The sequence below is a fragment of the Nocardia neocaledoniensis genome (assembly GCF_003182135.1).
Classification (GTDB): Bacteria; Actinomycetota; Actinomycetes; order Mycobacteriales; family Mycobacteriaceae; genus Nocardia; species Nocardia neocaledoniensis.
This window is the reverse complement of sequence record NZ_QGTL01000003.1, coordinates 439,004-450,911: the sequence shown is the minus strand read 5'-3', so window position 1 is coordinate 450,911 and position 11,908 is coordinate 439,004. Positions and strand designations below refer to the sequence as shown.

General features: G+C 70.2%; 13 protein-coding genes. 7 read left to right on the top strand and 6 right to left on the bottom strand.

Annotated features, from left to right (window positions below; translation table 11 throughout):
• Nucleotides 1-6: 6 nt before the first annotated feature.
• Nucleotides 7-195 carry a ribbon-helix-helix protein, CopG family gene (locus DFR69_RS10210; protein ID WP_244198187.1) on the top strand — a complete coding sequence of 63 codons (189 nt, stop codon included), beginning with the start codon at nt 7-9 and terminating at the stop codon, nt 193-195.
• Nucleotides 192-566, top strand: coding sequence for a type II toxin-antitoxin system death-on-curing family toxin (locus DFR69_RS10205; RefSeq protein ID WP_110037224.1), 375 nt, complete (start codon nt 192-194; stop codon nt 564-566). Before DFR69_RS10210 ends, DFR69_RS10205 begins: the two co-directional genes overlap by 4 nt.
• A gap of 5 nt (nt 567-571) precedes the next feature.
• On the opposite strand, the gene DFR69_RS34810 is transcribed toward DFR69_RS10205, so the two are convergent.
• A complete protein-coding gene (locus DFR69_RS34810) occupies nt 572-2,911 on the bottom strand; it encodes a hypothetical protein (RefSeq protein ID WP_208643947.1) in 2,340 nt (779 codons plus the stop codon).
• On the opposite strand from DFR69_RS34810, the gene DFR69_RS34805 reads away from it, so the two are divergent.
• The gene (locus tag DFR69_RS34805; RefSeq protein ID WP_208643946.1) at nt 2,897-3,403 is read left to right on the top strand and encodes a hypothetical protein; all 507 of its coding nucleotides are present in this window, start codon (nt 2,897-2,899) and stop codon (nt 3,401-3,403) included. The genes DFR69_RS34810 and DFR69_RS34805 overlap by 15 nt on opposite strands.
• Nucleotides 3,404-3,496: 93 nt before the next feature.
• Here DFR69_RS34805 and DFR69_RS10195 read toward each other — a convergent pair whose 3' ends face one another.
• Entirely contained in the window at nt 3,497-4,333 is an 837-nt protein-coding gene (locus DFR69_RS10195; RefSeq protein ID WP_110037223.1) for an SDR family oxidoreductase, read from the bottom strand.
• Between the two features lie 103 nt (nt 4,334-4,436).
• Here DFR69_RS10195 and DFR69_RS10190 point away from each other — a divergent pair, with 103 nt between their 5' ends.
• Nucleotides 4,437-5,093: a TetR/AcrR family transcriptional regulator gene (locus tag DFR69_RS10190; protein WP_110037222.1), complete on the top strand. Its 657-nt coding sequence runs from the start codon at nt 4,437-4,439 to the stop codon at nt 5,091-5,093.
• 1 nt (nt 5,094) lies between these two features.
• Here the strand turns inward: DFR69_RS10190 and DFR69_RS10185 are convergent, their stop codons facing one another.
• The 3 genes from DFR69_RS10185 to DFR69_RS10175 are packed head-to-tail and all read right to left on the bottom strand — an operon-like array spanning nt 5,095 to nt 7,422.
• Nucleotides 5,095-5,826, bottom strand: coding sequence for a CPBP family intramembrane glutamic endopeptidase (locus tag DFR69_RS10185; protein WP_110037221.1), 732 nt, complete (start codon nt 5,824-5,826; stop codon nt 5,095-5,097).
• Between the two features lie 52 nt (nt 5,827-5,878).
• Nucleotides 5,879-6,823, bottom strand: coding sequence for an RluA family pseudouridine synthase (locus DFR69_RS10180; RefSeq protein WP_110037220.1), 945 nt, complete (start codon nt 6,821-6,823; stop codon nt 5,879-5,881).
• 20 nt (nt 6,824-6,843) lie between these two features.
• Nucleotides 6,844-7,422: a putative glycolipid-binding domain-containing protein gene (locus DFR69_RS10175; protein ID WP_110037219.1), complete on the bottom strand. Its 579-nt coding sequence runs from the start codon at nt 7,420-7,422 to the stop codon at nt 6,844-6,846.
• Here DFR69_RS10175 and DFR69_RS34400 point away from each other — a divergent pair.
• The 3 genes from DFR69_RS34400 (at nt 7,412) to DFR69_RS10160 (ending at nt 11,392) form a co-directional block, all read left to right on the top strand.
• On the top strand, nt 7,412-7,627 hold the full coding sequence (locus tag DFR69_RS34400) for a hypothetical protein (RefSeq protein ID WP_167456216.1): 216 nt from the start codon (nt 7,412-7,414) through the stop codon (nt 7,625-7,627). The genes DFR69_RS10175 and DFR69_RS34400 overlap by 11 nt on opposite strands.
• A gap of 193 nt (nt 7,628-7,820) precedes the next feature.
• Nucleotides 7,821-9,659, top strand: a complete 1,839-nt coding sequence (locus tag DFR69_RS10165) for an ABC transporter ATP-binding protein (RefSeq protein WP_110037217.1) — start codon at nt 7,821-7,823, stop codon at nt 9,657-9,659.
• Nucleotides 9,656-11,392, top strand: coding sequence for an ABC transporter ATP-binding protein (locus DFR69_RS10160; RefSeq protein ID WP_110037216.1), 1,737 nt, complete (start codon nt 9,656-9,658; stop codon nt 11,390-11,392). The genes DFR69_RS10165 and DFR69_RS10160 overlap by 4 nt, the downstream gene beginning before the upstream one ends.
• Nucleotides 11,393-11,443: 51 nt before the next feature.
• On the opposite strand, the gene DFR69_RS10155 is transcribed toward DFR69_RS10160, so the two are convergent.
• Nucleotides 11,444-11,863 carry a TIGR03667 family PPOX class F420-dependent oxidoreductase gene (locus tag DFR69_RS10155; protein ID WP_244198186.1) on the bottom strand — a complete coding sequence of 140 codons (420 nt, stop codon included), beginning with the start codon at nt 11,861-11,863 and terminating at the stop codon, nt 11,444-11,446.
• Between the last annotated feature and the right edge of the window lie 45 nt (nt 11,864-11,908).

The following is an 11,908-nucleotide window of genomic DNA, read 5'->3' as shown; positions in this document are numbered from 1 at the left end:
ATAGCGATGACACTGCGGCTCAACGGGGACGATGACCGGCGGTTGACCGAGCTGGCCGAGCGCCTCGGGCGTAGCAAGCAAGACTTGGCCCAAGAAGCGATTCGTCTGTATGTCACCCGGCAGGCTGAGGTGTTCGGGTCGATGGTCGACTCGATCATGGACGAGCACGCTGAGCTGATGCGCCGACTCGCATGATCTATCTCGATCTCGCTGAGGTCGTCGCCATTGCTCGCAAGGTGAACAAGACGCCGCACGCCGTTGCCGACATCGGTCTGCTGGCGGGCGCCGTCGAACGGCCGAAGACGACGGTCTTCGGGCAGGAGGCCTACCCCGGGCTGTTCCTCAAGGCGGCTGCTCTCTTGCATTCGCTCGCGCGAAACCATGCGCTGATCGATGGCAACATGCAAACCGCGTTCGTCGCCGGTGTCGCCATGCTCCGATTGAACGGATATCGGGTCCGCCCCCTCCCGGACGAGCAGGAGGAGCTGATGAACAGAATCGCGACAGGCGATGTGGATGTCGCCGAGATCGCGAAATGTTTGGAGCTGTGGTCTGAGCTGGCGTGAGTTCGTCAGCCGGTGAAGGCGTAGGGTTGGCGGATCTTTCGGGCGAATTCGACGATGTTGGTGACGGTGGTGCCGGAAACGCCTACCTCGGCGCCGATGCTGCGGGCTGACCAGGACTGGTCGGTGAGCTCGAGGATTTCCTCGATCTGGTCGAGGGTCAGGCGCAGGGGGCTGCGGGTGGCGATCTGGCGGGCCAGGGCGCGGACCTCGTTGTCCTCGTCGAAGTCGTAGTCGTCGGTGTCTTCGGGCTCGCCGGGTTCTGCGGGCTCGTCCTCGACGAGATCGCTTGATTCGATCTTCCGCAGCGGCTTCTTCGGCGCGGGCTTGGCCAGGTGCCGCTCGGCTGTCGTCGGCGGAGCCTGCGTGATCGGCTCGCTGGGCGCGGATTCGGTCTCCGGGCGCTGGTGCGCGTCGGAATGCGGTTCGTCGTCCGCGACCGATGCCGGTGTGGAATCACTGAGTTCGCGCTCGGCGTCGAGATCCGCGGTGAGGGTGAGCTGTTCGGGCTCGTCGGCCGCGGGCTGTGGATCTTTGTGCACCACTGTGGATGCCGCGGTGTCGCCGTTGCGGTCACGGGCGACGGAGCCGGCGTGCGCCGTCGCCTCGGGAACCGGGTCGGTACCGGTGGCCGCACCCGCAGTGGCCTGCGCGGCGGCGGTGACCGGTATTCGCCGCACGGTGGGAGTGGTGCCGTTCGTGCGGGCATGGTCACCGTTGCGACGGTGGTCGGCAGCGGCCTTGTGGATCAGTTCGAGTGTGCCGGGCGCGGCCGCCTTGTCGACCGAGGGCCGACGCCCGGCCGTCGTCTTGCGCTCGACCTTCGCGGGCGCGATGACCTCGTCGGCAGGCTGATCGGTCGACGCGGCGTCCTCCGAAACACCGTACGCTGCGACGTCGTCCAGATCGGCTTCGGCAACCGTCCGGGCCGTGCGGTTGGCCGGGAAGTCGGCGTCCACCTCGGCCGGGCCGATCGCGGATTCGGCCACCGTGCCGGTCTGCGGACGAGCGACGGTCGAGTTCGCGTCGGACGCGGTGGCAGCGCTGGGCGCCTCGGCGGGGGCCGAGATGCCAGTCGAGATAGCGAGGCCGCTCGTGGCGGCGGTTTCTACCTCGGCGGGATCGCGGAGCGCAGCGGCCGGGACCGAGATGCCGGTGGAGGCAGCGGCGCTCACGTCGGCCGTACCGGCCCCGCCGCTCGCGTCGGCATTGCCGGCCCCGCCGCTCGCATCGGCATTGCCGGCCGCGGCGCTCGCGTCGGTGGTGCCGGCCGTGGCGGTTGCGTCGGTGGTGCCGGCCGCAACGCTCGCCTCGGTCGTGCCGGCCCAAGCGGTTGCGTCGGCATTGCCGGCCGCGGTGCTCGCGTCGGTCGTGCCGGCCCAAGCGGTTGCGTCGGCATTGCCGGCCGCGGTGCTCGCGTCGGTCGTGCCAGCCCCGATGACTTCGGATGTGGTGCTGACCGATTCACGCATGCCGGCCGTGTCGGCCATGGCCGAGGCGACTCGGCCGGTGGCAGTTGAGGGGGAGTTGGTGGCGCTGCCCGTCGTCGCGGGCGCCGGCTCGACCGCATCGGACGGGCGGTGAATCGCGGCGGCAGGGTCGGCCTGCGTTGTGCGTGAGTGGGCCTCGGTGACAGGCGAGTTCACCTCGGACGCGAACGATGGCGCGACGTGGGCGAATTCATCGCGTGCCATGTCGGCGTGCGACGGCGACGCGACCGCGACCGCGACCCGCTCGGCGTTGGTGGAACGCATTCCCTCGGGCGGGAACGGGGAACTGCCTGCCCTGGATGCCGGGGCTTCGGGGTGGTGAGCAAAGGCGCCGGGAACACGCTGCGAAGCTGACGCGGCTGCCTGCTCGGTGGGCGCGTAGCGCGGGTCGGCGGGCGAGGATGTGACAGCCGAGAGCTCTTGACCGCCAACGGAATCCACGGCGTGGTCGAAATGACCATCCGAAACACGCTCCGACCGGGCGAAACTCGTGCCCACGTCGCCGGGCAATTCCACCGACGCGCTCTCGATGAGGAGGGCGTAGCGCGCGGACACCCAGGCGTGCAACCAGATCACGACGCCGACCATGACCGGGGCGATCGAGAATTCGGCCGCGCGGCCCCAGGCGCCGGCGGCCAGGTGGGGGCCGGCGTTGAGGGCGACGGTGGTGCCGAGGAGGGCGAGTTCGAAGACGAGGACCTTGCCGCGTTCGAGTTCGCGGCCCCAGCGGGCGGCGGTGGTGGCGGCGACCATGATCGTGATGATCGGGATCGAGATCATCGCCTCGATCCCGAAACTGAGCCAGTACAGCGGGTCGCTCATGTCCCCGCTGGGCACGAGGTTGTGCTGCACGTTCACCCCGGCCCACACCATGCCGAGGACGACGACGCCGATCAGCGCCCGCGACGACCACTCCGCGCGGCGGTAGAGCTGGGCCAGCCGGGCGTCGGCGCTGGAAACCCGGCGGCGCGCGGCCAGCGCCTTGCGATGCCAGTGCGCGTCGGCCTCGTCGGTACGCCGGATGAGTGCCCCGGTGCGCCGGTCACGCTTCTCGGCGGCGAGTTCGTCGGCGACGGCCCGGCGGCGCTGCTTGCGCCGCTGCGCGCGAATCCATTCGGCCAGTTCGCGTTCGGCGCGGATCTCGGAGTCGGAGAGCGCGTCGTAGAGGGCGGTGTCGTGCTGGAGGGGAAGCTTGCCGCGCGCGGTCGCGACCTGCTGCGCGAGTGCCGTGATCTCGGTGTTCGGCGTGCTGACGGCATCATCGATCGACCGCTCGTCGGACATCTGGCGCCTTCCGGTCACTCGAACATATGGACTATCGAACATATGTGTGATTGCCAGAGAGCGTAAACGCCGACCGGTCGCCGGTCAACGACAACGGACGATCGCACCGGTGCGAACGGCCCGGCGCGGCGGTCAGTCCAGGGCGAACGACCCGGACAGCTATTCGCGCGGATCGGGTCGGGTGATCCGTCGCTCGTAGTCCGCGCGCGCCGACGAAGAGCCAACGGCGGCGACCTGATTCGGCACGGTGCGGCGCAGCACGAGGTCGCGCGCACGCTGGGGGAGCAGCCCGGCCAGCCGCAGCAGCGGGCCGACCTCCGCGGGCAGCACGACCTCGAAGCGCGGTCGTTCGACGACGGCGAGCACGGCACGGGCGACATCCGCGGGCTGGAGGAGTTTCGCCGCGCCGGTGGCGGTTCCGGCCGCGAGTTCGGTGTCGACCACGCCGGGCATGATCGCGGTCAGTTCGACACCGCTGCCGCGCAGTTCCTCGCGGACGCCGGTCAGGTAGCCGAGGACGCCGTGTTTGGTGGCGGCGTAGGTGGATTCCCCGGCGGGCGAGACCTTGGCCGCGATCGAGGCGATGGTGACGATGTGTCCGCGACCGCGTGTGCGCATCGCTGGGGCTGCCAGTCGCACGCCGCGGATCACCCCGTGCAGGTTCACCGCGAGCATCCGCGCCGTCGCGGTGTCGGGCTCGGCGTCGAACGCGCCGACCCACATCACCCCGGCATTGTTGACCAGCACGTCGATCGGCCCGAGCAGCGCCTCGGTGGTGGCGAGGAAGTCGTGGAAGGACCGCTCGTCGGTGACGTCGAGTTCGCACCCGTGCACCGTCCCGGGTAGCTCCCGTGCGGTCGCGCGCGCCGCCGTCCCGGACAGGTCGCCGATGCAGACACGGGCGCCCGCCGCGGCGAACTGCCCGGCGATCTCGCGGCCGATGCCCGCGGCGCCACCGGTGACAGCGACGACCAGCCCGGCATGGGTGCGTTTCATCGGCGAAGCCTTTCGATGCAGCGGGAACACGCTTTCTGACATGTCGTCATGTCAGAAATTTGCGCCTAGTATTCCACGCAGTCGCACAGAAGGACAGGCGTCGATGACAGAGGATTCCGCCGATCGTCCGGCGGGTCGGCGGTACTCGGGCCGCACCACCGAGGAGCGCGTCCAGCAGCGCCGCGCGGCCTTGCTCGCCGCCGCGCTCGAACTGTTCGGCACCCAGGGGTACGCGGCGGGTTCGGTGAAGCAGCTGTGCGGCATCGCCGGACTCACCGAGCGCTATTTCTACGAGTCGTTCCGCGATCGCGAGGCCTGTTTGTCGGCGCTCTACGACGAACTCACCGCGGCCCTGCGCGAGCGCACCCTGGCGGCGTTGCACGCGTCGGAGGAGGAGCTGGACGGCCTGATCGCCGCGGGTCTGGCCGCGTTCATCGGCTACCTCACCGAGGATCCCCGCCGTGCGCGGGTGGTGCTGATCGAGGTGGTCGGCGTCTCCGCGCGGATGGAGGCACGGCGGCACGGCGTGCTGCGCGAGTACGCCGAGCTGGTGGCGGGTCTGTGGGCCACGGCACGCGCCGAGCCGCTGTCCGAGCACAGCCGCCTGACCTGCGTCACGGTGGTCGGCGGCGTCAACCACCTGCTCGTCGACTGGCTGATGGACGGCAGCGCGACCGCTCCGGACGACCTCGTCGAGGTCGCCGCGGGCGTCTTCGCCGCCGTCCGGGCCACCGACCCGGCCCTGGCGCAGGACCGCTGACTCAGCGCAGCGCGGTGTGCCAGACGATGGCCGCGGCGAGCGCGCCCGCGCCGTTGAGCGACCAGTGCAGGGCGATGGGCGCGAGCAGGCTGCCGCTGCGCCTGCGCAACCAGGTGAAGACGACCCCCGCGGCGGCGGTGGCCGCGACAGCCAGCGCGATGCCGACGATCTGACCGAGCAGCCCGCCGCCGACGATCCCGGACAGCCCGGCGTTACCGCTGGTCAGACCGAGCGACGAAGCGATGTGCCAGAGCCCGAACAGCAGTGAGCCCGCCGCGAACAGCCCGCGCACGCCGAGCACCCGATCGAGCGTCCCGTGCAGCACGCCGCGGAAGGCCAGCTCCTCGGGGATGACGGTCTGCAAGGGGATGACGATCATCGACGCGATCAGCGCGCCGGAGATGGTGGCGTACCGATCGGCCAGGAAGAACGGCCTGGTCACCGGCAGCAACGCCCCGATCGCCACGGCCGCGAGCACGATGCCGACCGCGCCGAGCGCGTAGATCGTCCCGCGCCGCCAGTGCCGCGGCGAGAGGCCGAGTTCGGCCCAGCCGAGCCCGCGCTTGCGCATCAGCGCCAGCAGCGCGAACGCCGCGATCGGCACGGTGACGATATTGGCCCACGCGGTGGTGAAGTGCGCGATCAAGTTCGTGCCTGCCAGCACGACGACGACCACGGCGATATCGATATAGGCGTGCAGCCGGGGTCGGGGTTCGGCGACGGGAACGGACACCCGATCGAGTGTACGGAAATATCACGAAACGGAAACGGCCGGGTGAAATCGATTACGTGGGCTGGGCACCCGCGGCCCAACCCGCCGGGTCCGTCCATGCCTGCAGCGTGCGCCGCGTCTCGAAACGGCGCGGCTGCCCGCTGCGGGGGTCGGTGAATTCCAGCGAGGCGGCCAGCAACTGCAGCGGGCGGGTGTAATCGTCGACGGATTTGTCGGTGAGGACCGGATAGAAATCGTCGCCGAGGATCGGCACCCCGAGGCTGTTCATGTGCAGCCGCAGCTGGTGGGTCCGCCCGGTGTGTGGCCGCAGCCGGTACCGGCCGAGCCCGTCGCGGTGTTCGGTGAGCTCCACCTCGGTCTCGGCGTTGGGCTCGCCGTCGACCTCGTAGGCGGCGAGCACCTGCTTCTCCTTGACGATCCGGCTGCGCACCACGCGCGGCAGCTCCAGCCCCGGATCGTAGGGCGCGACGGCCTCGTACTCCTTGCGGACGGTCCGGCGGTGGAACATCGTCTGATAGGCGCCGCGCGCGGCCGGGTTCACCACGAACAGCACCAGCCCGGCGGTCACCCGGTCGAGCCGGTGCGCCGGGATGAGGTCGGGCAGATCGAGCTCGCGGCGCAGCCGGACCAGCGCGGTCTGCAGGATGTGCTGTCCGCGCGGGATCGTCGCCAGGAAGTGCGGCTTGTCGACCACCAGGATGTCGTCGTCGCGGTGCACGATCCCGATCTCGAACGGCACCTCCCGCTCCACCGGCAGATCCCGGTGGAACCACACCGCACCGCCGGGGACGAACGGCGCGTCCGGGGCGAGCGGTCCGTCCAGATCGACGATCTCGCCCGCGCGCAGCATCTCGTCGATGCGGGCCGGATCCACCCGCGGCAGCCGCTCGACCAGGTGGTCACGCACCGTCGTCCACGGCCCGTCCTCCGGGAGCCGGAGCCGGGCGGGGTCGAGGCCGTGCCGCTTGGGCAGCGGCGGCTGCTGCCTGCGTCGCATGACACCAGTCTCGCCGGGTCTCAGCCCGCGCGTTCGGCCAGCCCCGGATAGTCGACGATCAGCCCGGCCGCGTCGTACTCGAGCGTGGCCTGGAAATCGAAGGCCTCGGCGCTGTAGTCATAGCGCTGACCAGCGCCGTCGACGATCCTGCGGTAGTGCTGCGAGAGCCGGGAGACGCCGAGGTCCGTGGCGCGCACGTAGACCGCAGGCGCGTGCGCGGCGTCGCCGACGGCGAGGCGGAGCCGGTGCACGGGCAGCGTGTTGGTGCAGGCCGATGCCTCGAGGTCCACGTCGAGACAGCCGTCGAGCTGCGGGGCGTGCACGCCGTCGACCTGCCAGCGGCCGAGCCCGTCCGAGTGCAGCACCAGCGAGCGCCGGGCCGCCGGGTAGCGGCCGGTGATCTGCGCCGAGCGCGTGTGCCAGCTGCCGTCGACACGGAGCCGGTAGTCGACGGCCCAGACGTGACCGTCCTCCACCGCGGTCGCGCACCCTTCGATGATCACCCCGCGCGCGTCGTCGCGGAAATAGGTCACTTCGAATCCGGTGCGCGCCTCGCGATGCAACCAGGCGGCCGAGGCGGGCAGGGGAGTGAACACCATCGAGGAATTCCCGAAATCGGGCCGGTCAACCGGCTCGCTGATCGAGCACCATCAATTTCGCCTCGACGAGAGTATGGCGTGCGCGGCGGCGCACCCGGCACAGATCCACGCTGCATTCGAGGTGTATCTGCATGGCCCGATGCGCCTGCTCGGGCGTGAGCTTTCCGGGATCGGCCTGACAGTCCGCGATTGTCGAAATAATTGATGTGACAAACATTTTCGTGCTCCCGCCGCTGAAAGTCTCTGAGAGGTAGGGAGAAAATTACGCCCGGAATGTCGAATTGCCGAGGGGGTTGACCGGCAGTTCACACAACCTTCCCCGGAGAGCCACAACCGCTCAACTTAGGCTAACCTACCCTTGGCGCAATGCCGTGGACAGTCGAGAGGGCGAGAACGTTATGACGGTGCAGGTAGCGCCGCCGCCGGGGGCGGAGTCGGGCAACCGGCCGCCCAAGGCGGCGGCGAAAGCGCGTAAACAACAGGAAGCGCGGGCGCGCAAGGAGATTCTGGCGCCGGTCTCGGGCATGCTGACGATCGCGAGCCTGCTCGTCGCCATCGCCTCGGTGTGCACCGTCGTGCCCTTCCTGCTGATCGTGCAGGCCTGCCGGGAACTGCTCGCGACCCCGGTCGACACCGATCGCGTGTGGTGGGCGTTCGGCGCGGCCGTGGCGGTGCTCGTCGTGCGCGCGCTGTTGCAGGCCGTGGCGCTGACCTGGTCGCATGCCCTCGACGCCGGCTACCAGCTGACGCTGCGCAGGCTGCTGGCCGACAAACTCACCAGGGTGCCGCTCGGCTGGTTCGGCGAGCGCAGCTCCGGCGAGGTGAAGACCTACCTGCGCGACGACGTGGAGGCCCTGCACTACCTCGTCGCGCACGCCCGGCTGGAGTTCGTCGGCGCCCTGGTGGTGCCGCTGGTCACCCTCGGCTACCTGTTCACCGTGGACTGGCGGCTCACCCTGGTGCTGCTGATTCCGCTGATCGCCTACTTCGTGCTGTTCGGCCGGATCATGGACCGCGACGGCCGCGACCGCCTCGCCGTCTACACCCGCTGGGAGCGGCGCACCGCCGAGGCCACCATCGAGTTCGTCGACGGCATCCAGGTGGTGCGCGCGTTCGGGCAGGCGGGCAAGGCGCACACCGAGTTCCAGACCGCCGTCGACGGCCAGGTGGCCGCGGCGCAGCGACTGAAGTTGCCCATCATCCGGGTGCAGTCGGCCTCCGACATCGTGGTGATGCCGGTGTTCGTGATGCTGATCGTGCTCGTCGGCGGGCTGGCCTTCGTCGGCCTGGACTGGGTGGAACCGCTCGACCTGCTGCCGTTCCTGCTGGTCGGCCTCGGGATCGGCAGTTCGCTGCTCGGCCTCGGCTACGGCTCGCAGGCGCTGCGGGCCGGTGGCGCGGCGGCGCTGCGCCTGCACGAACTGCAGCAGACGCCCGAACTGGCCGTCGTCGAGTCGGCCACCCCGGCCACCGGGCAGGGCGGCGTCGTCCGCTTCGACGGCGTCGAATTCGCCTACCGCGCGGGCCACGACGTGCTGCGCGGCATCGACCTGGAGCTGACCCCGGGCACTATCACCGCGCTGGTCGGGCCGAGCGGCTCCGGCAAGTCCACCCTGGCCAAACTGCTGCCCCGTTTCTACGACGTCGGCGCGGGCCGGATCACCATCGACGGCCGCGACATCCGCGAGTTCACCAGCGAAGAGCTCTATCGCACCGTCGGATTCGTCTTCCAGGACGTGCGTCTGATCCGCGGCTCGATCCGGGAGAACCTGCTGATCGCGCGCCGCGACGTCGACGACGCAGCCCTCGAACGCGCCTGCCGCGCGGCGCAGATCCATGACCGGATCATGGCGCTGCCGCGCGGCTACGACTCCGAGATCGGCGCCGACGCTGTCCTGTCCGGCGGTGAGGCGCAACGGCTCTCGATCGCCCGCGCGCTGCTCGCCGACACCCCGGTGCTCGTGCTCGACGAGGCCACCGCCTTCGCCGATCCCGAGTCCGAGGCGGCGGTGCAGGACGCGCTGGCCGCGCTCGTCGCCGGGCGCACCGTGCTGGTGATCGCGCACCGCCTGCACACCATCACCGCGGTCGACCGGATCCTGGTGCTGGAGAACGGAACCCTGGTGGAGGAGGGCACGCACGCCGACCTGCGCGCCGCCGGTGGGCTGTATCAGCGGCTGTGGGAGATCAACGAGGCCGCGCTCGGCACGCTCGCCCTGGTGGAGGAAACACGATGATTCGCAAGGTTTTCCGCCTCGTCCCCGACGAGCTCACCCCGCTGATACCGCGTCTGCTGGCCGCCATCGTGGTGCAGGCACTGTGCCAGGCGATCGCCTATCTGCTACTGGTGCCGGTGCTGGAGGCGCTGTTCGGTGACGATCTGCGCGCCGCCTGGCTGTGGGCGCTCGGCATGGGCGTCGCCGTGCTCGGCGTGGTGATCTTCGGCTACCTGCAGGCCGTGCTCGGCCTGCGGATCGGGCTGGGGATGCAGCGCTCGCTGCAGACGAGCCTCGGCGACAAGCTGAACGCGCTGCCGCTCGGCTGGTTCGAGGGTCGCGACGCCGGGCCGCTGTCGCGGGTGATGGTCGAGCAGGTCCGCGAGATGCAGGGCCTGATCGCCTACCTGCTCACCAAGGTGCTCACGGGCATCATCGTGCCGCTGGTGGTCGCGGTGGGCATGTTGTTCATCGACTGGCGCGTCGGGCTGGCCATGCTCCTGGCCGCCCCGGTGCTGTACCTGGTGAACAACCTCGCCAATCGTGCCTACACCGGCGCCGACGCCCGGCTGCACACCGCCGCGGCCGAGGCCGATTCGCGGGTGGTCGAGTTCGCGCAGGCGCAGCCGGTGCTGCGCGCGTTCGGCGCGGTCGGCGCGGGTAACAAGGCACTGGACGGCGCCCTGGTCGCGCAGCGGTCCGCGGTGCGCAAGATGATGGTCGCCACCGTGCCCGGCTTGATCGTGTTCGCGCTGTTCGTGCAGGCCGTGTTCCTGGTGCTCGCCTATCTGGCGGTGGTGCGGGTGACCGACGGCGCGATCTCGGCCGCCGCGGCCATCGCGCTGATCGCGGTGAGTTCGCGCTTCATCGAACCGGTGAATCAGGCGGCCCAGCTCGGCGCCGCCCTGCGCTCGGCCGCCGCGGCCGCTGACCGGATCACCGACCTGCTGGCCGAACCGACCCTGCCCACGCCGACCGACCCGGTGACCCCGGGTGCGCCCGCGGTGGTCTTCGACGGGGTGAGCTTCGGCTACCGCCCCGGCGAGCCGGTGCTCGCCGACCTGACCTTCACCGTCCCGGCCGGGACCACCACGGCCATCGTCGGCCCGAGCGGTGCGGGCAAGACCACGCTGCTGCGCCTGGCGGCCCGCTTCTACGACGTGGACGCGGGTGCGGTCTCGGTCGGCGAACACGATGTGCGCGAACAGCCCTCGGACACCTTGCTCGACCAGCTCTCGCTGGTCTTCCAGAACGTCTACCTGTTCAACCGCTCGGTCGCCGACAACATTCGCATCGGCAAGCCCGACGCCACCGAGGCCGAACTGGAGCGTGCCGCCGTGGCCGCCCGGGTCGACGAGATCGTCGAGCGGCTGCCCGACGGTTTCGACACCGCCGTCGGCGAGGGCGGTGCCTCGCTGTCCGGTGGTGAGCGCCAACGTGTTTCGATCGCGCGCGCCCTGCTCAAGGACGCCCCGATCGTGCTCCTTGACGAGGCCACCAGCGCGCTCGACCCGCATTCGGAGGCGGTCGTCGTGCGCGGGATCCACGAATTGACCAGGGACAAGACGGTTCTCGTCGTCGCGCACCGGTTGTCGACGATCGCGCACGCCGATCAGATCCTGTTCCTCGACGGCGGCCGCATCGTCGAGCGCGGCACCCACGCCGAGCTGCTGGCACTGGACGGCCGCTACGCCGCGTTCTGGAACGAACGCGAACGCGCGACTGGCTGGCGGCTGGAGCCCGCGGCCGTCTGAGCACGGTGCACACTCGGCGGCCGCTGTGCGCAGCGGCCGCCGAGTGCTTTCTCAGAAGCCGCGCAGGCGGTCCGGGGCGATCCGGATCGGGGTGGAGTAGGAGGCGAAGAACTCGGCCTCGGTCATCTTGATGTCGACGAAGCCCTGGGTGTATTTGCGCACGTAGTCGGCGATCTCCTCGGCGTCGGCCTGTTCGCCGACCCTGGCCTCGCCCGCGAAGACGACGACGTCGCCTCCGGAGTGCGTGCTGTTGAGATTCAGGGCGACGCGCGGTCGCTCGGCGATGTGGCGCAGCCGCTTGGCCGCCGGCTGGGTGAACAGCAGGAATTCCCCCGCACGCCACAGGAACCAGACGGGGTTGGGCTGCGGGGTGCCGTCGGCACCGACAGTCGTCAGCCAGATGACGTGTTCGTCGGCCAGCCGCTTGGCGACCATGGCGCCGAAGGGGGTGCTCTCGTCGAGAACGGACACGGTGCGCTCCTCGTCGTGGTGGGTTCCGGTGACGTTCCACCGTCC

Bases quoted from the DNA above. Each gene is read 5' to 3' on its own strand.
- DFR69_RS10180 (WP_110037220.1), bottom strand. From the start codon at position 6,823: ATGCGACGCAGGCAGCAGCCGCCGCTGCCCAAGCGGCACGGCCTCGAC.
- DFR69_RS10160 (WP_110037216.1), top strand. From the start codon at position 9,656: ATGATTCGCAAGGTTTTCCGCCTCGTCCCCGACGAGCTCACCCCGCTG.
- DFR69_RS10165 (WP_110037217.1), top strand. From the start codon at position 7,821: ATGACGGTGCAGGTAGCGCCGCCGCCGGGGGCGGAGTCGGGCAACCGG.
- DFR69_RS10210 (WP_244198187.1), top strand. From the start codon at position 7: ATGACACTGCGGCTCAACGGGGACGATGACCGGCGGTTGACCGAGCTG.
- DFR69_RS10205 (WP_110037224.1), top strand. From the start codon at position 192: ATGATCTATCTCGATCTCGCTGAGGTCGTCGCCATTGCTCGCAAGGTG.
- DFR69_RS10175 (WP_110037219.1), bottom strand. From the start codon at position 7,422: ATGGTGTTCACTCCCCTGCCCGCCTCGGCCGCCTGGTTGCATCGCGAG.
- DFR69_RS10190 (WP_110037222.1), top strand. From the start codon at position 4,437: ATGACAGAGGATTCCGCCGATCGTCCGGCGGGTCGGCGGTACTCGGGC.
- DFR69_RS10195 (WP_110037223.1), bottom strand. From the start codon at position 4,333: ATGAAACGCACCCATGCCGGGCTGGTCGTCGCTGTCACCGGTGGCGCC.